The organism is Streptomyces sp. cg35 (genome assembly GCF_050410835.1).
GTDB lineage: Bacteria > Actinomycetota > Actinomycetes > Streptomycetales > Streptomycetaceae > Streptomyces.
Map to the genome: position 1 here is coordinate 6217988 of NZ_CP191268.1, position 17838 is coordinate 6235825.

Below are 17838 nucleotides of genomic sequence, written 5' to 3' on the forward strand. Positions count from 1 at the left end.
AGGGGCGCGCATGTCCCGGATCACCCAGCCGCTGCTCGTCGCGGCGCTCGCCCTCACCCTGCTCGCCGGCGGCATCGCCGCGTGGGCCGGCTGGTCCTGGTACGGGGCGGCCCACGACGACACCACCGGGTACGCCACCGCCCGCGACGACGCCCTGGAAGCCGGGGAACAGGCCGTGCAGAACCTCAACACCCTCGACCACCGCGAGCTGGAGCCCGGCCTCGACCTCTGGGAGTCCTCCACGACCGGCGAACTGCACAGCCAACTCGTCAAAGGACGCGCGGAGTTCACCAAGCAGGTGCAGGGCGCCAAGACCGTCAGCACCGCCAAGGTGCTGTCCGGCGCGGTGACCGAACTCGACGAACGCGCGGGCCGCGCCCGCGTCATGGTCGCCCTGCGCGTCACCGTGCGGGCCTCGGGCCAGAAGGCCACCGACAAGGACAGCCGCATGCTCGGCGAGCTCACCCGTACCGACGGCCACTGGAAGCTCAGCGCCCTCGGCCAGGCCCCGGTCGGCGACACCGCGACCACCGACTGAGCGACGGAAGAGGAACCCAGGATGCCGTCCACGACCCGCCACAGCCTCAACCGTCAACGCCGATTGGCCACACTGCCGCAGCAGAGCCCCGGCCTCGGGCGCTCTGCCGCCAAGGACAGCAGGGTGGGCACGGCGGCCCCCGAGCGCCGACCGAGCGTCCCGACGGACCGTGACGACAGCCCGGAGCGGACGAGGCCCCCCGGCCGCCGTCTCCTCGCCGCCCTCTGCCTCCTCACCCTCCTCCTCGGCGCCTTCGCCGGATGGGCGTACGCCGAGACCCGCGGCCTGGAGGACGACGCGGCCGCCCGCAACACCGCCCTCACCGACCCGGCCCGTACCAGCGAGGTCAAGGGCCAGGCGGGCAAGGCCGTGAACGCGCTGTTCTCGTACGACTACGCCGACCCGCAGGCCCAGGAGAAGGCCGCCGCCACCTACCTCACCGGGAAGGCGGTCGCCCAGCACCGCACCCTCCTCGCGCCCGTCCTCGCCCAGGCGAAGAAGCAGAAGACCGTGGTGACGACCACCGTCACCGACAGCGCCGTCGAGCGCATCGACGGCGACCGCGCCCGCGTCCTCGTCTTCGCCGACCAGAGCAGCACCAGCACCGCCGCGAAGGCCGAGGACGCCGCGAACTACGCGGGCGCGATGCTCGCCGTCGACCTCGTCCACCGGGACGGCCGCTGGCTGGTCTCGGCCATCGACACCTTCGGCGGCTGAGCCGTGCCGCACCGGAGAACCGAACCGGAGAAAGGGCCCCCATGCGAACCCCGCGTATCCGTCGCCGCCGCCCCCGCCTGCACCGCGGCCTGCGCGGCACCGCCGTCGCCGTCGCCGCGACCGCGCTGCTGACCGCATCCCAAGCACCTGATGTCGTCAGAGAGTTGGCCGAGCGGGCGGTGCCGGACGCCGATCCGGCCGCGGTCGCCACCGAGCCGCTGCCCCGCGTCGACTCCCAGGGCGACGACTCGTACCACACCGAACTGCCGCCCCTGGCGACCCCGCAAGCGCCGAGCCTGACGTACCCGGCGCAGCAGGTCGCGCGGTCCGAGTCGGGCATCCCGGCCACCGTCCTCGCCGCGTACCGGCGGGCCGAGTCCTCCGTCGCCCGCACCGACCCGGGCTGCCGCCTGCCCTGGCAGCTGCTCGCGGCGATCGGCAAGGTCGAGTCGGGCCAGGCCCGCGGCGGCGATGTCGACGCGCACGGCACCACCCGGCACCGCATCACCGGGCCCGCCCTGAACGGCGACGGCTTCGCCCTGATCCGCGACACCGAAGGCGGCGCCTGGGACGGCGACCCCGTGTACGACCGGGCCGTCGGGCCGATGCAGTTCCTGCCCGGGACCTGGCGGCGCTGGAGCGCCGACGGCAACGGCGACGGCCGCTCCGACCCCAACAACATCTTCGACGCCGCCCTGGGCGCCGGGCACTACCTGTGCGCGGGCAACCGGGACCTCGGCACCGCGGGCGGTCTGGAGCGGGCGGTCCTCAGCTACAACTACTCCCGCGACTACCTCCAACTCGTCCTGCACTGGCTGGAGTTCTACCGCGAGGGCGTGCACACCGTGCCGGACGGCCGCGGGGTGATCCCGGTCAGCCCGGGCGCCGGATCGAAGACCCCGGCCAAGGAGCCGGTGGGACACGGCGGTGGCGGCGGCATCGTCATCGGGCCCGCTCCGACGAAGAGCCCCGGCCCGAGCCCGACCCCGAAGCCCACCGGCGAGCCGAGCCCGACCCCCGGCCCCTCCGACTCGCAGACCCCGCCCACCGATCCGCCGACGACGCAGCCCCCCACGGACCCGCCCACCACCGAGCCGCCCACCGGTGAGCCGCCCACCGAGGAGCCGACCGACCCCGGCACCCCGTCCGGCTGCCCCACCGACACGGCGTCCCCGACCGTCTCGCCCACGCCGACCAGCACCCCGGACCCGGACCCGACGGACTCGTCCTCACCGTGCGCGACACCCGGCGCCTGACCGGCCCGGCGAGGGCGACGGCTCCCAGTCCGAGCCGATCCGGTAGGTGCCGGCCGCGGGCGCCGTCAGCTCCGTGAACTCGCCCCGCGCGCGCACCTTCAGGCAGCCGCCCTCGGACCTGAGCCACGGCGAGTACGCGACCCGCAGCGTCGCCGACCCCGCCCGCCGGAAGCGCACCGTGACCCGCGCCCCGTCCGAGCTGACCACGGACGCGGGCGCGGACACCAGCGGCATCGCGTCCCGCACCCGGAACACCCGCCAGTGCGGGTCGCGCCACACCGGCTCCAGATAGGCGGCCCCGCCGCGCACGAACGCGGCCTCCTGCTCGGCGAACCCGTCCGGCCGGCCCTCCGGCAGCACCACGAAGCCGACGGCCCACCGGTCCAGCCAGGCCCGGTACGTCGCCGCCGAGAACGTGCCGTCGTAGAAGAGCCGCCCCCGCTCGATGTCGAGCTGCCGGTTCCAGCCGCGCGCCATGTTCACGTACGGGGCGAGCCGGGTCGCCTCACGGTGGTTGCGGGCCGGGATCACCTCGACGCGGGTGCGGTCCGCGCCGAGCCGCCGCAACTCCCTTACGACACCGTGCGTCTGGGCCGCCCACGACGGTACATGCGTCGACACCTCCAGGTCGTCGGCCGTCTTCTTCACCACCCACGCCGACGACAGCACGAGCGCGACCACCAGGACCGCGACCCTGGCACGGGTCAGCCCCGGCGTGCGGGCCGCCGCCAACAGAACGGCGGGCGCTGCGAGTTCGGCCAGCCGCTCCACGTTCGTGCCGACGGGGGAGGGGACGAGATACGTGAGGACGGTGCCGGCCGCGTAGACCACGGCGGCCCAGCGCGCAGCCCGCCAGTGCCGCGGGCCCGCCACCGCCAGCGCGACGGCGAACAGGACGGGTGGCCAGATCCGGCTCAGCGGCATCAACTGCTCGCCCTTGAAAGGGAAGAACAGCGTCGTCAGACCCACCACCACGGCGGGCGGCACCAGCAGCGCCGCCGCCCGTCCCCATGCGCGTACGCCCAGATGTCCCGCCCCGACGACGGCGACGAACAGCCCGGCCACCGGGGACGCCATCGTGGCGAGCGTCCCGCACACCGCCGCGGCGGCGAACCGGCGCCGCCCCGTCAGCGCCGCACAGGCACCGAGCCCGAACGCGACCCCGAGCGCGAACGTCGTGCGCCCCGACGCCACGTTGCACCACAGCGCCAGGGAGAGCAGCACGGCCGGGGCCAGCGGACGGCTGATTCCGGTGCGGACGACCAGGAGGGAGCCGAGCCAGGCCGCCGCGAGCCCGGACACCACCGTCACGGGGCGCACCCCGAGTCCGGCCATCAGATAGGGCGAGATCAGCGAGTAGTTGGCGGTGTGCATGCCGCCGTACCAGAACAGGTTGTACGCCGACGCCCCGTGGTCGGCGGCGAACCGGGCCCAGGCCTGCTGGGCCGCGAGATCGCCGCCGCCGGTCGCCAGGAACAGCGCCCACACCGCGTACAGGGGCAGGGTGGGTGCGGTGGCGAGCAGCGCCACGCGGTGGCGTGCGGCCAGGGCGGGACGCCGGCGTGCGAGGGGCAGGTCGGCCGTGGCCACGGGTACCGGTCCGTTCCGTTGCGGGACGCTGGGGTGGAGCAGGGCATGCTCCACGGACGAAGACGCGCAACGCAACGGAAATGTTCACTCAGCGGTGAATCGTGGGGGAGTTCCGGCCGAAGTTCACCGGCCCGTGGCGGTCAGCCCGCGCTGGTGGACACCTTCAGTTCCTTGACGCCGTTGAGCCAGGCCGCGCGCAGCCGGCGCGGATCGCCGGCGAGCCGCAGACCGGGCATCGCGTCGGCGATCGCGTTGAAGATCAGGTCGATCTCCAGGATGGCGAGCGACTTGCCGAGGCAGAAGTGCGGTCCGCCGCCGCCGAAGCCGAGGTGCGGGTTGGGGTCGCGGGTGATGTCGAAGGCGTCGGGGTTCTCGAAGACCTCCGGGTCGTGGTTGGCCGAGGAGTAGAAGATGCCGACGCGGTCGCCCGCCCGGATCTTCTGCCCGCCCAGCTCGGTGTCCTGGGTGGCGGTGCGCTGGAAGGAGACGACGGGCGTCGCCCAGCGCACGATCTCCTCGGCGGCCGTGCTCGGCCGGTCCCGCTTGTACAGCTCCCACTGATCGGGGTGGGTCAGGAACGCGTGCATGCCGTGCGTGATCGCGTTGCGGGTCGTCTCGTTGCCGGCGACCGCGAGCAGGATCACGAAGAAGCCGAACTCGTCCGAGGACAGATTGCCCTGGTCCTCCGCCGCCACCAGCTGGCTGACGATGTCCTTGGCCGGGCACTGCTTGCGCTCGGCGGCGAGGTTCATGGCGTACCCGACGATCTCCATGGCCGCCTCGGCACCGATCTCCTCGGTGATCGCGTACTCCGGATCGTCGTACGCCACCATCTTGTTGGACCAGTCGAAGACCCGGGCCCGGTCGTCCTGCGCGATGCCGATCAGCTCGGCGATGGCCTGGAGCGGGAGTTCGACCGCCACGTTCGTCACGAAGTCGAACGAGCCGTCCGGGCCCGCCTGCCGGAGCGCCGCCGCGACGATGTCGCGGGCGCGGGTGCGCAGGGCCTGCTCCAGGGACCGGATGGCGCGCGGGGTGAAGCCGCGCTGCACGATCTGGCGCACGCGCGTGTGCTCCGGCGGGTCCATGTTCAGCATGATCATCTTCTGGACCTCGATCTGGTCGCGCTGGATCGAGGAGTTGAAGCGGATCACGGCGGTGTTGGTGTGGGAGGAGTAGATCTCCGGGTGCGTGGAGACGTATTTGACGTCCGCGTGCCGGGTCACCGCCCAGTAGCCCGCGTCGTCGAAGCCGGAGATGCCGGGTTCCTGCGGGATCCAGCGGACCGGTTCGGCCTGCCGCAGCTGGGCGAACTCCGGATAGGGCACGCGGTCTTGGAGCAGATCCGGGTCGGTGAAGTCGAACCCGTCGGGCAGCGCGGGGCACGGCATGGGTCTCTCCCGAGTGTTCTGACAGTCCGTCAGTTCTGGCTGGAAAGGTAATAACGCGTTCTAGAAGTGGCAAGGGTCGCGGGTGTGTTGGTTCCGTGCGCGGTGCTTGCACGCCCCTTGCGTACCCGGGGTAATCACGCCGAGACTGCACGGAGAACTGGTACGCGTTCTAGTTTCGCGTGCGGGGCTTCTGCCCGGTTCTGGTCCTGCTGGTCCGGGAAGCGTGAGAGGACGACCGCCATGGCAGCCGAGCCCGTCATCGTCGAAGCCGTACGTACGCCGATCGGCAAGCGCGGGGGCGCGCTGGCCAACCTCCATCCCGCGTATCTGCTGGGGGAGACGTACCGCGAACTCCTCGGGCGTACCGGCATCCACGCGGACTGCGTCGAGCAGATCGTCGGCGGCACGGTCACGCACGCGGGCGAGCAGTCCATGAACCCGGCCCGCACCGCGTGGCTCACGATGGGCCTGCCCTACGAGACGGCGGCCACGACGGTGGACTGTCAGTGCGGGTCGTCCCAGCAGGCCTCGCACATGACCGCCAACATGATCGCGGCCGGCGTCATCGACGTGGGGATCTCGTGCGGCGTCGAGGCCATGTCCCGGGTGCCGCTCGGCTCCGGCTCCAAGCACGGCCCCGGCAAGCCGTTCCCCGAGGAGTGGAACGTCGACCTGCCGAACCAGTTCGAGGCCGCCGAGCGCATCGCGCGCAGGCGGGAGCTGACCCGGGAGAACGTCGACTCGCTCGGCCTCATCTCGCAGGAGCGGGCGGCCGTCGCCTGGGCCGAGGAGCGCTTCAAGCGCGAGACGTTCGCCGTGCAGGTGCCCACGACGGAGGCGGAGCAGGCCGCCGGGCAGGGCATGTGGCGCCTCGTCGACCGCGACGAAGGGCTGCGCGACACCACGATGGAGGGCCTGGCCGGGCTGAAGCCCGTCATGCCGACCGCCGTCCACACGGCGGGCAACTCCTCGCAGATATCCGACGGCGCCTGCGCCATCATGTGGGCGTCCAAGCGGATGGCGCGGGCGCTCAAGCTCAAGCCCCGGGCCCGCATCGTCGCCCAGGCCCTCGTCGGGTCCGACCCGCACTACCACCTGGACGGGCCCGTCGACGCGACGCGGGCCGTGCTCGGCAAGGCCGGGATGTCGCTGAAGGACATCGACATCGTCGAGATCAACGAGGCGTTCGCGTCGGTGGTGCTGAGCTGGGCGCAGGTCTTCGAACAGGACCTGGAGAAGGTCAACGTGAACGGCGGCGCGATCGCGCTGGGCCACCCCGTGGGCGCCACGGGGGCCCGGCTCATCACCACCGCCCTGCACGAACTGGAGCGCCGCGACAAGGAGTTCGCGCTCATCACCATGTGCGCGGGCGGCGCACTCGCCACGGGGACGATCATCCAGCGCCTCTAGGGGAGGGGCGAGGGGGGAACGGTCAGGGGTGCGGGGAACTGCGCGACCAGCCCCCACGGTCCGCACGGTGACGACAGAGGACCGGGGCGGCACCTTCGGGTGCCGCCCCAGTCATGTGCCGGTCAGTACCAGCCGTTGGCCTGCCAGTGCGACCAAGCGCCGCAGGCACTGCCGTACCGGTCGTTCATGTAGTTGACGCCCCACTCGATCTGCGTCTCGGGGTTCGTCTTCCAGTCCGACCCGGCGGACGCCATCTTGTTGGCGGGCAGCGCCTGCACCAGGCCGTACGCACCGGTCGAGGAGTTCGTCGCGTTCGGGTTCCAGCCGCTCTCGCGGGACACGATGTTGTCGAAGCAGCGGAACTGCGCCGAGTCCGAGATCTTCTGCTGCGCGATCGCCTTGGCGGAGGTCGGCGCTGCCTGGGCCGGCGCCGAGGCGAAGATCATGCCGGTCGTGGCGGCCGCGACGGCGGCGCCGGCGACGGCCTTCTTCGGGCTGGCGATGCGACGGAGAAGCGTGGCGGACAAGGCGGGACCTTCCGTGGGGGACGGGGGCGTCGAAGGCGCCGGGGCGAGGCCCCTGGTGCTCGGCGACCGCTCCACAGAAACAGGCCCCCGGGGTGTTCCGCAAAGACCCCCTTTTCTAGTGGAAGTCGTAAGTGGGGTACATGTCCCTTTTGTGGTCCAGGTCTCATGTCGCAGGTCAGAGGGGGTGTGACGGGTCAAGCGGACATAAAGGGCGCCTACGATCCCTGTTAGGAGGTGACCTCCGTCATGTGGGGCGCTTCACGGCGCCGGGACCCTCAGTGGCCGTCGAATGTGACCTGGGCCTCGAAAGCGGCCCGTCGTGTGGCCCGGCGCAGGGCCTTCAGCACGGCGCCCCCGACGGTCAGCGTCAGGACGACGGTGAGCGCGGCCCGGCCCAGGTCCCAGCCGAGGGAGGTGGCCAGGCAGTACGCGACGAAGCGGGCCAGGTTCTCGTGGAGCGCCGCGTCCGGCTGGTACGCGACGGAGGAGGCCAGCGCGTTCATGAAGGGCCAGCCGGCCAGATTCATGATCGTGCCGTACGCGAAGGCCGCGAGGAAGCCGTAGGCGGCGAGCATCGCGCGCTCGGGGAGGCCGCGCAGGCTGTGCGGGCCCGGGAGCAGGCCCGCGCCCATCGTGAACCAGCCCATCGACAGCATCTGGAACGGCATCCAGGGGCCGACCCCGCCGGTCAGCAGGGCGGAGGCGAACATGCTGAGCGAGCCGAGCACGAAGCCGAAGCCCGGGCCGAGGACACGGCCGCTGAGCACCATGAGGAAGAACATCGGCTCGATACCGGCGGTGCCCGCGCCGATGGGGCGCAGGGCGGCTCCGGCGGCGGCGAGCACACCGAGCATCGCGACCGCCTTGGGGCCCATGCCGGACTCGGAGATCGTGGCGGCGACGACGGCGACGAGGAGGACCAGGAGGCCCGCGAAGAGCCAGGGCGCGTCCTGGGCGTGGGCGTTCACCTGGGAGCCGGGGCCGGTGATCAGCGGCCAGCCGATGCCCACCACGCCCACCGCGCTGACCAGGAGCAGGGCGGCGATCGAGCGGGGGCCCAGGCGGACCGGGTTCGCCTGGCGGTCGTGGCGCGGGGCCGGGGTGCGGGTCTTCTCGGGGTCGGTGCGCCGTCGCTCGGAGCGTGGGGCGGGGCCGCGCCGGCTTGCGGCCTCCGCCCGGTGGGGCTCCCGACGCCGCTGGCCCATGTCCTCGCCGTTCGTACGCGGCTGACCGTCGGTGGGGGTGCTCGGTTCCTGTTCGTCCCTCATGCCAGGGCCTGCCTGACCTGGCTGACCGTGAGCCACTGCTGAGGCGCCAGGATCTTCGCCACCTGCGGCGCGAAGGACGGGGACGACGTGACGATCTCCGGGGTCGGGCCGTCCGCCACGATCTCGCCGTCCGCCAGGATCGCCACCCGGTGGGTGAGCTCCGCCGCCAGTTCCACGTCGTGCGTGGCCATCACGATCGCGTGCCCGGCGCAGGACAGCTTGCGCAGGATCTTGATCAGGCGGGTCTTCGCCGCGTAGTCCAGGCCCCGGGTCGGTTCGTCGAGGAGGAGGAGCGGAGGGGCCGCCGTCAGCACGATCGCCAGGGCGAGCGTGAGGCGCTGGCCCTCCGAGAGGTCGCGGGGGTGGGTGTCGTCCGCGATCCCGGGGAGCAGTTCGGTGAGGAGGGCGCGGCAGGTGCCCGTGGGTGCGGACGCGTCCTGGTCGGCTGCCGCGCATTCCGCTGCCACCGTGTCCGCGCAGAGCAGGTCCCGCGGCTCCTGGGGCACCAGGCCCACCTTGCGGATCAGGTCCCGGGGCGGCAGCCGGTGCGGTGCGGCTCCGCCCACCTCGACGGTCCCGCCCGTGGGCTTGATCATCCCGACGAGGGTCGAGAGGAGGCTCGACTTCCCCGCTCCGTTGCGTCCCATCAGGGCGATGATCTCGCCACGCGACACGTCGAGGTCCACGTGCCGAAGGGCCTCGACGCGCCCACGACGGACCCCGAGCTTCCGGGTGGCGGCGAGGGCGGTCACGCCAGGGGCGCGGGACTGCGTCGGGTGCGGCCCCGCTGCGTGGGCGCGCCCGGCGAGGCGGGACCGCAGTCCCGCAGCCGAGCGCCGAGCGTCCCGCACGGTGAGGGGGAGCGGGTCCCAGCCCGCCAGCCGGCCCAGGCCCACCACCGGCGGGTACACGGGCGACGCCGCCATCACCGTCGCCGGGTCGCCGACCAGCAGCGGCTCCCCGGGGGCGGGCAGCAGCGCCACCTGGTCCGCGTACTGGACGACCCGCTCCAGGCGGTGCTCGGCCATGAGGACCGTCGTGCCGAGGTCGTGCACCAGGCGTTGCAGGACCGAGAGGACCTCCTCCGCGGCGGCCGGGTCGAGCGCGGACGTCGGCTCGTCCAGGACCAGCACCTGGGGGTGCGTGGTGAGGACCGAGCCGATCGCCACCCGCTGCTGCTGCCCGCCCGAGAGCGTGGCGATGGGCCGGTTGCGGAGATCCGCCAGGCCCAGCAGGTCGAGGGTCTCCTCGACGCGGCGCCGCATGACGGGCGGGGTCAGGCCCAACGACTCCATGCCGTACGCGAGTTCGTCCTCCACCGTGTCCGTGACGAAGTGGGCGAGCGGGTCCTGGCCCACCGTCCCGACGACATCGGCCAGCTCGCGCGGCTTGTGGGTACGGGTGTCGCGGCCCGCGACCGTGACCCGGCCGGTCAGCGTGCCCCCGGTGAAGTGCGGCACGAGCCCGCTGACCGCCCCGAGCAGCGTCGACTTGCCGACCCCGGACGGCCCCGCGAGCAGCATCAACTCGCCCTCGGGCACCGTGAGTTCGACATCGGTGAGGGTCGGGCCCGGGGCGTCGCCGTAGCGTACGGAGACCTTCTCGAAGCGGATCACTGTGCTGCCTCCGTCGGCTGCTTGGTGGCGAGGGGCGGGGCCGGGGCGACGAACGCCGGGAGCAGCCCGAGCAGGACGCCCGCCGCCGGCCACAGCGGCAGCGTCGGTGCGGTGAGGGGGACGACCTGCGGCTGCAGTGCAGTGGGGTCCTGCGCGCCGGACCAGATCATGACCGCCGCCACCGCCGCCCCGGACGCCGCGACCAGCCAGGCCCGTACGCCCCAGACGTCGGGGCGGTACCGGGTGCGGACCGAACGGCGGCCGCCCAGCCACAGGCCCGCGAGCGCCGAGGCGACCCCGATGAGGAGGACCGGCAGGCCGTAGCCCGCGCCGGACGAGGCCAGGAGGCCGTACGTCCCCGCGCAGACCCCGATCAGGCCGCCCAGGGTGAGCGCGGCCGTGGCCCGGCGGACCGCCGCGGGGACCTCGGCGGTGCGGCCGTAACCGCGCGCGTCCATCGCCGCGGCCAGGGACACCGAGCGCTCCAGCGCGCCCTCCAGCACCGGCAGTCCGACCTGGAGCAGCCCGCGCAGGCCCTTGTCGGGGCGGCCCCGAAGGCGCCGGGCCGCGCGCAGGCGGCGCACGTCCGCGATCAGGTTCGGCGCGAACGTCATCGCCACGACGACCGCGACCCCCGCCTCGTACAGCGCCCCCGGAAGGGACTTGAGCAGGCGGGAGGGGGAGGCGAGGGCGTTCGCGGCGCCCACGCAGATGAGGAGCGTCGCCAGCTTCAGGCCGTCGTAGAGCGCGAAGGTCAGGCCCTCCAGCGTGACCTTGCCGCCGATCCGCACCCCCTGCGCCCAGTCCGGCAGCGGCACCTCGGGCAGCGTGACGAGCAGATGCGTGCCGGGGATCGGCGAGCCGAGGACGGCCGCGAAGACGAGGCGGATGCCGATCACGGCGAGGCCCAGCTTCACGAACGCCCCGTACGAGCGCGCCCACGGCGCCTCGGTGCGCCGCGCCGCCACCACGTACCCGGCGACGCCGACCAGCAGCGCGAGCAGCAGCGGGTTCGTGGTGCGGGACGCGGCCGTGCCGAGGCCGAGTGCCCAGATCCACCAGGCGCCCGGGTGCACGGCGTTGGAACGGTGGGCCCGCGGGGCCCGGAGCGTACGGAGGGCCATCGCGTCAGCCGCGTCGGCGCTTGGCCTGCCAGATCGCGCCGACGCCGAGCAGGGCGACGACCGCGACACCGGCGATGACCCCGACGGACGGCCCGGAACCGGACGACGTCTTCGGCGCGGGCTCCTGCGTGGTCCCGTACTTCTTGGTGACCTGCTCGCCGCAGCCGGTGCCCGGGTATCCGGAGATGGCGCAGAGCAGCGCGTTGCTGTCGTAGCGCAGCGGCTTGGCCACGGAGGCGAGCGCGTCGGCCGAGGTCGCGTCCTGCGCGACCCGCGCGCAGGCGGTGCGCGGCTTCGGCGGGGTCTCGCCGCCGGGCGCGTCCTGCGCGGTGCCGAAGTCGATGACGAGGGCGACGCGCTTGACGCCGTCCTTCGCCGGGGTGCCGGCGCAGATGGCGTCGAAGTCGGCGGTGCCGCGCGGCTGCGTGGCGTCCTTGGAGTCCGCGCTCACCGCGAACCGGAACCCCTGCACGTCACCGTCGGAGGGGGTGGTTGCGGAAGGGCCCGTCGACGCGTACGTCCACGACCGGCCGTCCCGCTCCCAGAACGACCAGTAGCGGTAGCCGGCGGCCTGGGCCGGGGCCACGGTGAACCCGAGCAGTGCGACGAGCAGCCCGAGGACGAGCCCGGCCGTCCCGCGCCGGGTCACGGCTGCTGCTTCTTGCGGCCGCTGAGCAGGAACCCGGCGCCGACGGCGGCGATGAACATGACGCCGACGATCCACCAGGTGCCGAAGCCGCCGCCGTTGTCGTCCTTCTTCTCGCTCGCGTCGGAGGACTTCGCGGAGGCGGGCGCCGGGCCCGCCTTGTTCAGGGCGCTCACCAGGTCGGTGCCGCCGAAGTCACGCGGGTCGTTGCCGGTGGCGTGCGCGGCGAAGATCAGCTGCGCGTAGGCCGCGGGACCGGACTGCGCGGCCCAGTCCTTGGCGTTCTTCTCCAGCCAGGCGTACGGGTCCTTCGTGTACTTGATGCCCTCGGCGGCGGCGACGGAGGTGACCGCGTCGGCGGTGTTGCCGTAGTCGGGCTGGTCCTCGGCGCCGGCCAGCTGGGACTTCAGGTACAGGTGCGTGGAGAGCTGGTTCTGCAGGTAGACGGCGCCGTTGCGCGCGAGGGCGCCGGCGTCCTCGCCGTCCTCGCAGGTGTACGCGTCCGGCGCCTTGCCCTTGCCGGGTGCGAAGCCGGTGCCGAGCGCGCCGAGGACGCCAGCCGCGGTGGCGTCGGCGTTCGCGGTGAGCTTGCCCTTCTTGTCGGGCTGGTAGGCGAGGGCGCCGCCGCTCTTGCCCTCGGAGCAGGGCAGGGCGAGCGAGGCGAGGGCGTCGAGGCCGGACTTGCCGGGGCCGGACTTCACGTCGGCCGGCTGCTGCCCGGCGGCGGCGAGCGCGCCGAGCACGACGGCGGTGGAGTTGGCGTCGCTGGCGCCGCCGGGGTTGTAGCCCCAGCCGCCGTCGCCGTTCTGGTTCTTCTTCAGCCAGTCGACGCCCTTGGTGACCTCGCCGTCCCGGCCGCCGACCGCGACCAGGGCCTGCACGGCGGCGGCGGTGCTGTTGCTGTCGATCGCCGTCTTGGCGTCGCAGGCCTTGCCGGGCTCGGCGCGGAACGCGGCGAACCCGCCGTTCTCGCACTGCTGCCCCGCCAGCCAGTCGACGGCCTTCTGCGCCGGCTTCACGCCGACGGTGTCCTGCGCGACGAGGGCGAGGGACTGCCGCCACACCCCGTCGTACGTCGGGTCGGACGTGCCGTACAGACCCGACGGCACGACGACCTTCGGCGAGGGGGAGGCACTGGCAGCACCGTCTGCGAACGCGGCCTGCGCGCTCACGGCGCCGATCACGACGGTCGCGGCGACGAGCGCGGCACTGCGGCGAATGTTCATGGTGGGGCGGGTGCCTCTCCCTGCGGGGATCCGGGCGGCACGGCACGCACAGGCGACCGGGCGGCTCCGGTTCCGTATGCCTCGACGGACCTGAGCCGATCAGGCACGCACGAGGCATTCCGGCTCTACGGCTGCGGGTCAGCGCCGGATTTGCACCGGCTTCCCCTCGTACGTGTGTACTGACGACCCGCCCACTGTACCGGCCGGTCCGATGTGGGTCCCGGCGAGAGGTGCGCCCCGCCCGGGGGCGGGGCGGCTGCCTACCGGATGTCGACGGGCCCGTTGTCGTCCGCGCGGGACGACCCCAGGTACCGCTCGATGGCCGCACCCGGCGCGGCCGGGCCGTCCTCCCCGTTCAGGTTCTTGCGGACGGAGTCGAGGATGGTCAGCCCCTGCCCGACCAGCCCGGCCGCGATCTCGCCGAGCCCGTCGGCCCCGTTCAGCACGTTCACGTTGGCCCCGGCCAGACCCGCCGAGGCCTCCTTCACGATCTGCGGCAGCTGGTCGATGAGCATCCGGTCGAGGGCGACGCGGTCGTGGGACGCCGCCGCCTCCGCCTGGATCTTCATCCGCTCGGCCTCGGCCAGCGCGAGGACCCGGATGCGCTCCGCGTCGGCCTGGGCCGGCTTCACGATCTCGGCGATGAGCTGCTTCTCCCGCAGCTCGGCCTGCTTGAGCGCGAGCTCGGTCTGGGCCGCCAGCACCTCCTGCTGGGCGCGGGCCAGCGCCAGCGGACCGGCCTGGTCGGCCTGCGCCTTGGCGCGGTCCACCTCGGCGTCGTACTCGGCCTGCACGATCGCGGTCTGCCGCGCGTACTCGGCCTGCTTGCGGGCCGCCGCCTGCTCCGCCTCCGTCGACGCCTGCGTGGCCTGGGCCTGGGCGATCTGCGCGGCCCGCTGGATGTTCGCCTTGTGCGGCCGGGACATCGCCTCGATGTACCCGGTGCTGCCGTCGTCGATGGACTGGATCTGCAGCGAGTCGACGTGCAGGCCGATCTTGGCCATCTCGGCCTTGGAGGTGTCCAGCACCTCGGTGGCCAGCTTCTGGCGCTCGGTGACGATCTCCTCGACGGTCATCGAGCCGATGATCGACCGCAGGTGGCCGGCGAAGATCCGTCCGGTGAGGACGGACATCTGCTCCTGGTCGGAGAGGAAGCGCTGACCGGCGTTGACGATCGACTCGTGGTCGTTGCCGACCTTGAACGCGATGACGGCGCGCACGGTCAGGGCGATGCCCTGCCGGGTCACGCACTTCTCCACGACCTCCGACTCGCTCATGGCGAGGGAGAGGAAGCGGGTCTTGCGGAACACGGGCAGCACGAACTTCCCGTGCCCGGTGACGACGCGGAACGGCGCTCCCCCAAGTCCCCGCCTGCCGCCCGAGATCAGCATCGCCTCGTCGGGTGCGGGAACGCGATATCCGAACATCCTTTGACGTCTCCTTAGCGGGCGCCGCCGTCGCCGCCGTCGAGCGGCGGGTCGAGCAGTGGATCGCTCCACGCGATGACGGAGACCTGCCGGTGACCGAGGGACTCCACGACCAGCACGGTCGCCCCCCGCGCCAGGGGTTCGTCGGAGTACGCGAGAAACGTCTCCGTGCCGCCTCTGACCTGCACCAGCACCTCACCCGGCCCACCGGCCCCACGCGTGCCGAGGACGAGCTTCCCCGTACAGCCGACCACAGCCTCGTCCGGCGCCATCGGCGGCCGCCCCCTTGTCGTTCCAGCTCATGAGAGCTCTTGAGAGCCAGACCATACGCCCGCGTCCTGGCCCGGACCATCTACGCGCGGCAAAGATCCGCCCCCGTCAGGGTGACGCCACGTACGTCACCGGATCGCTCCCGGTGACCACCTCCGCCCGCCCGAGTTTCACCAGCCGGCGCAGGTGCGCCTCCGCCTCGGAGACGGCGATGTTCCGGGACCCGTAGGGGATGTCGGCCCAGGGCCGGTTCCACTCCATGCGCTCCGCGAGCTGCCAGGGGGTGAGCGGGGTGGCCAGCAGGGCGCGCAGATCGGTGAGGCGGGACTCGTGATGCTCCAGCAACTTCCGTACGCGGGCGGGCGCGTCGGTGAACGCGTGCTGGTGGGCGGGCAGCACCTCGGCCGGGGCGAGGCGGCCGACGCGCTCCAGGGAGTCGAGGTAGTCGCCGAGCGGATCGGTGGAGCCCTCCTCGACGGCCGGGTCCTCGTAGAGGCCGATGTGCGGGGTGATGCCGGGCAGCACGTGGTCGCCGGAGAACAGCCGGCCGTTGCCGGGCAGGTTCGCCGGGTGCTCCTCCTCCAGGTGCAGGCAGATGTGGCCGGGGGTGTGGCCCGGCGTCCAGATCGCGCGCAGCCGGCGGCCGGGCAGGTCGAGGAGGTCGCCGGGGGTGACGGTGCGGTCGGGCAGCGCCGGGTCGAGCCCGGGCAGGCGGCGCGGGCGGCCCGCCTCGGCCGCGGCGAGCAGCGGCGCCACGTGGTCGTCCGGGGCCCCGGACGCGGTCAGCTTGGCGGCCATGTACGCGTACCAGCGCGACGGCGGGTTCTCCCGGGTGCGCCGCACGATCGCCGCGTCCGCCTCGTGCATCGCGATCCAGGCCCCGGAGGCCTCGCGCACCTTCGCCGACAGGCCGTGGTGGTCGGGGTGGTGATGGGTGATCAGGACGCCGGTGAGCTCGGTGACGGTGGTGCCGCACGCGGTCAGACCCGCCGTCAGCGCGTCCCAGGAGGTGGGGTCGTCCCAGCCGGTGTCGACGAGGACGGGGCCCGCGTCGGTGTCCAGGAGGTAGATGAGGGTGTGGCCGAGCGGATTGTCGGGGATCGGGACGCGGATGCTCCGTACGCCCCCGCCGTGGTCGGTCACCTGCGTCGCCTCTGCCGTCTCTGTCATCGGGGCTGCCTCTCCGCCGCCAAGAGCGTCTGTCGCCGGGCCGAACTCCCGTCACTGTAATGGAACGTGTAGAACTTGTTTCAATAGTCGCCCGGGCCAACCGTCTTCGCGATCGTGCCGCGCCCTTCCGCATCCCAACTAGAACTGGTATCAGTTCTGAAACACCGTCAGAAACCCGTCACGGAAGCGGTAGTCGCCATGACCGAGCTCGTGGAACACGGACAGCTGTTCATCGGCGGGGAGTTGACCGATCCCCTCGGCAAGGACGTCATCGAGGTCGTCTCCCCGCACACCGGCGAGGTCTTCGGGCGGGTGCCGCACGCCGCGCCCGCCGACGTGGACCGCGCCGTCGCCACCGCGCGCCGCGCCTTCGACGAGGGACCCTGGCCGCGGATGAGCCTCGACGAGCGGATCGCCGTCGTCACCCGGATCAAGGACGCCATCGCCGTCCGCCACGAGGAGATCGCGAAGGTCATCTCCCAGGAGAACGGCTCCCCCTACTCCTGGTCGGTGCTCGCCCAGGCGCTCGGCGCGATGATGGTGTGGGACTCCGCGATCACTGTCGCGCGCGGGTTCACCTACGAGGAGACGCGCGACGGCGCCCTCGGCAAGCTCCTCGTGCGCCGGGAGCCGGTGGGCGTGGTCGCGGCCGTCGTCCCCTGGAACGTCCCGCAGTTCGTCGCCGCCGCCAAGCTCGCGCCCGCGCTCCTCGCCGGGTGCACCGTCGTCCTCAAGCCGTCGCCCGAGTCGCCGCTCGACGCGTACCTCCTGGGCGAGATCGCCAAGGAGGCCGGGCTGCCCGAGGGCGTGCTCTCCATCCTCCCCGCCGACCGGGAGGTCAGCGAGTACCTCGTCGGGCACCCCGGCATCGACAAGATCTCCTTCACCGGGTCTGTCGGCGCCGGCAAGCGCGTCATGGAGGTCGCGTCCCGCAACCTCACCCGCGTGACACTGGAGTTGGGCGGCAAGTCGGCGGCCGTCGTGCTCCCGGACGCCGACGTCGCGTCGACCGTCGAGGGCGTCGTCCCGGCCGCCTGGATGAACAACGGCCAGGCCTGCGTCGCCCAGACCCGCATCCTCCTTCCCCGCTCCCGCTACGACGAGTTCGCCGAGGCGTTCACGGCGGCCGCCTCCGCCCTGGTCGTCGGCGACCCGCTCGACCCGGCCACCCAGGTCGGCCCGCTCGTCGCCCGGCGCCAGCAGCAGCGCAGCCTCGACTACATCCGCATCGGCCAGGAGGAGGGCGCCAAGGTCCTCACCGGCGGCGGCGCGCCCACCACGGCCGGCCTGGAGCACGGCTGGTACGTCGAGCCGACCCTCTTCGGCGACGTCCACAACGGCATGCGCATCGCCCGCGAGGAGATCTTCGGCCCGGTCATCTGCCTCCTCCCGTACGGCGACGAGGCCGAGGCCGTGAAGATCGCCAACGACTCCGACTACGGGCTCAGCGGCAGCGTGTGGACCGCCGACGTCGCGCACGGCATCGACATCGCGCGCCAGGTCCGCACCGGCACGTACAACGTGAACACCTTCAGCCTCGACATGCTCGGCCCCTTCGGCGGCTACAAGAACAGCGGCGTCGGCCGGGAGTTCGGCCCCGAGGGCTACGGCGCCTACCTGGAGCACAAGATGATCCATCTGCCCGCCGACTGGGAGGGCTGA

The 17838-nt window shown here is 72.8% G+C and carries 16 protein-coding genes and 1 riboswitch; of the genes, 5 read left to right on the forward strand and 11 right to left on the reverse strand.

Going from position 1 to position 17838, the window contains the following annotated elements; all coding sequences use genetic code 11:
* The first annotated feature begins 10 nt into the window (after window positions 1–10).
* Genes ACQUQD_RS28350 through ACQUQD_RS28360 form a run of 3 tightly spaced genes read left to right on the forward strand, consistent with a single transcriptional unit; the run spans window position 11 to window position 2511 of the window.
* Entirely contained in the window at window positions 11–538 is a 528-nt protein-coding gene (locus tag ACQUQD_RS28350; RefSeq protein WP_428954971.1) for a nuclear transport factor 2 family protein, read from the forward strand.
* A 21-nt stretch (window positions 539–559) separates the two neighbouring features.
* Window positions 560–1255: a hypothetical protein gene (locus ACQUQD_RS28355; RefSeq protein ID WP_428954972.1), complete on the forward strand. Its 696-nt coding sequence runs from the start codon at window positions 560–562 to the stop codon at window positions 1253–1255.
* A gap of 41 nt (window positions 1256–1296) precedes the next feature.
* Window positions 1297–2511 (forward strand): lytic transglycosylase domain-containing protein, encoded by a 1215-nt coding sequence (locus tag ACQUQD_RS28360; RefSeq protein ID WP_428954973.1) that lies wholly within the window; start codon window positions 1297–1299, stop codon window positions 2509–2511.
* Here ACQUQD_RS28360 and ACQUQD_RS28365 read toward each other — a convergent pair.
* Both ACQUQD_RS28365 and ACQUQD_RS28370 read right to left on the reverse strand, forming a co-directional pair.
* Window positions 2485–4101 (reverse strand): hypothetical protein, encoded by a 1617-nt coding sequence (locus ACQUQD_RS28365; protein ID WP_428954974.1) that lies wholly within the window; start codon window positions 4099–4101, stop codon window positions 2485–2487. The two genes, ACQUQD_RS28360 and ACQUQD_RS28365, sit on opposite strands and share 27 nt — an antisense overlap.
* Before the next feature lie 140 nt (window positions 4102–4241).
* Window positions 4242–5492 carry a cytochrome P450 gene (locus tag ACQUQD_RS28370; protein ID WP_428954975.1) on the reverse strand — a complete coding sequence of 417 codons (1251 nt, stop codon included), beginning with the start codon at window positions 5490–5492 and terminating at the stop codon, window positions 4242–4244.
* A 240-nt stretch (window positions 5493–5732) separates the two neighbouring features.
* Here ACQUQD_RS28370 and ACQUQD_RS28375 point away from each other — a divergent pair, with 240 nt between their 5' ends.
* A complete protein-coding gene (locus ACQUQD_RS28375) occupies window positions 5733–6902 on the forward strand; it encodes a steroid 3-ketoacyl-CoA thiolase (protein WP_428954976.1) in 1170 nt (389 codons plus the stop codon).
* A gap of 122 nt (window positions 6903–7024) precedes the next feature.
* Here the strand turns inward: ACQUQD_RS28375 and ACQUQD_RS28380 are convergent, their stop codons facing one another.
* From ACQUQD_RS28380 to ACQUQD_RS28420, 9 genes are all read right to left on the reverse strand, one after another.
* The gene (locus tag ACQUQD_RS28380) at window positions 7025–7429 is read right to left on the reverse strand and encodes a transglycosylase SLT domain-containing protein (RefSeq protein ID WP_428954977.1); all 405 of its coding nucleotides are present in this window, start codon (window positions 7427–7429) and stop codon (window positions 7025–7027) included.
* A 275-nt stretch (window positions 7430–7704) separates the two neighbouring features.
* Window positions 7705–8697 carry an ECF transporter S component gene (locus ACQUQD_RS28385; protein WP_428954978.1) on the reverse strand — a complete coding sequence of 331 codons (993 nt, stop codon included), beginning with the start codon at window positions 8695–8697 and terminating at the stop codon, window positions 7705–7707.
* Window positions 8694–10313: an ABC transporter ATP-binding protein gene (locus ACQUQD_RS28390; protein WP_428954979.1), complete on the reverse strand. Its 1620-nt coding sequence runs from the start codon at window positions 10311–10313 to the stop codon at window positions 8694–8696. Before ACQUQD_RS28390 ends, ACQUQD_RS28385 begins: the two co-directional genes overlap by 4 nt.
* Window positions 10310–11437 (reverse strand): CbiQ family ECF transporter T component, encoded by a 1128-nt coding sequence (locus ACQUQD_RS28395; RefSeq protein WP_428954980.1) that lies wholly within the window; start codon window positions 11435–11437, stop codon window positions 10310–10312. Before ACQUQD_RS28395 ends, ACQUQD_RS28390 begins: the two co-directional genes overlap by 4 nt.
* Window positions 11438–11441: 4 nt before the next feature.
* The gene (locus tag ACQUQD_RS28400; RefSeq protein ID WP_428954981.1) at window positions 11442–12086 is read right to left on the reverse strand and encodes an SCO2322 family protein; all 645 of its coding nucleotides are present in this window, start codon (window positions 12084–12086) and stop codon (window positions 11442–11444) included.
* Window positions 12083–13309 carry a prenyltransferase/squalene oxidase repeat-containing protein gene (locus ACQUQD_RS28405; RefSeq protein ID WP_428954982.1) on the reverse strand — a complete coding sequence of 409 codons (1227 nt, stop codon included), beginning with the start codon at window positions 13307–13309 and terminating at the stop codon, window positions 12083–12085. The genes ACQUQD_RS28400 and ACQUQD_RS28405 overlap by 4 nt, the downstream gene beginning before the upstream one ends.
* A gap of 113 nt (window positions 13310–13422) precedes the next feature.
* Window positions 13423–13474, reverse strand: a riboswitch (cobalamin riboswitch).
* Between the two features lie 95 nt (window positions 13475–13569).
* Window positions 13570–14736 (reverse strand): flotillin family protein, encoded by a 1167-nt coding sequence (locus tag ACQUQD_RS28410; RefSeq protein ID WP_428954983.1) that lies wholly within the window; start codon window positions 14734–14736, stop codon window positions 13570–13572.
* Window positions 14737–14750: 14 nt separating this feature from the next.
* On the reverse strand, window positions 14751–15008 hold the full coding sequence (locus tag ACQUQD_RS28415; protein ID WP_428954984.1) for a hypothetical protein: 258 nt from the start codon (window positions 15006–15008) through the stop codon (window positions 14751–14753).
* Between the two features lie 106 nt (window positions 15009–15114).
* Window positions 15115–16176, reverse strand: coding sequence for an MBL fold metallo-hydrolase (locus tag ACQUQD_RS28420; RefSeq protein ID WP_428954985.1), 1062 nt, complete (start codon window positions 16174–16176; stop codon window positions 15115–15117).
* Between the two features lie 198 nt (window positions 16177–16374).
* On the opposite strand from ACQUQD_RS28420, the gene ACQUQD_RS28425 reads away from it, so the two are divergent.
* Complete coding sequence (locus ACQUQD_RS28425; protein WP_428954986.1) at window positions 16375–17838, forward strand: aldehyde dehydrogenase; 1464 nt, start codon at window positions 16375–16377, stop codon at window positions 17836–17838.

What these genes read in the sequence shown, in the direction of transcription:
- ACQUQD_RS28395 (WP_428954980.1), bottom strand. Translation starts at nt 11,437, where the DNA reads ATGGCCCTCCGTACGCTCCGGGCCCCGCGGGCCCACCGTTCCAACGCC.
- ACQUQD_RS28360 (WP_428954973.1), top strand. Translation starts at nt 1,297, where the DNA reads ATGCGAACCCCGCGTATCCGTCGCCGCCGCCCCCGCCTGCACCGCGGC.
- ACQUQD_RS28405 (WP_428954982.1), bottom strand. Translation starts at nt 13,309, where the DNA reads ATGAACATTCGCCGCAGTGCCGCGCTCGTCGCCGCGACCGTCGTGATC.
- ACQUQD_RS28350 (WP_428954971.1), top strand. Translation starts at nt 11, where the DNA reads ATGTCCCGGATCACCCAGCCGCTGCTCGTCGCGGCGCTCGCCCTCACC.
- ACQUQD_RS28415 (WP_428954984.1), bottom strand. Translation starts at nt 15,008, where the DNA reads ATGGCGCCGGACGAGGCTGTGGTCGGCTGTACGGGGAAGCTCGTCCTC.
- ACQUQD_RS28385 (WP_428954978.1), bottom strand. Translation starts at nt 8,697, where the DNA reads ATGAGGGACGAACAGGAACCGAGCACCCCCACCGACGGTCAGCCGCGT.
- ACQUQD_RS28425 (WP_428954986.1), top strand. Translation starts at nt 16,375, where the DNA reads ATGACCGAGCTCGTGGAACACGGACAGCTGTTCATCGGCGGGGAGTTG.
- ACQUQD_RS28375 (WP_428954976.1), top strand. Translation starts at nt 5,733, where the DNA reads ATGGCAGCCGAGCCCGTCATCGTCGAAGCCGTACGTACGCCGATCGGC.
- ACQUQD_RS28410 (WP_428954983.1), bottom strand. Translation starts at nt 14,736, where the DNA reads ATGTTCGGATATCGCGTTCCCGCACCCGACGAGGCGATGCTGATCTCG.
- ACQUQD_RS28355 (WP_428954972.1), top strand. Translation starts at nt 560, where the DNA reads ATGCCGTCCACGACCCGCCACAGCCTCAACCGTCAACGCCGATTGGCC.
- ACQUQD_RS28420 (WP_428954985.1), bottom strand. Translation starts at nt 16,176, where the DNA reads ATGACAGAGACGGCAGAGGCGACGCAGGTGACCGACCACGGCGGGGGC.
- ACQUQD_RS28370 (WP_428954975.1), bottom strand. Translation starts at nt 5,492, where the DNA reads ATGCCGTGCCCCGCGCTGCCCGACGGGTTCGACTTCACCGACCCGGAT.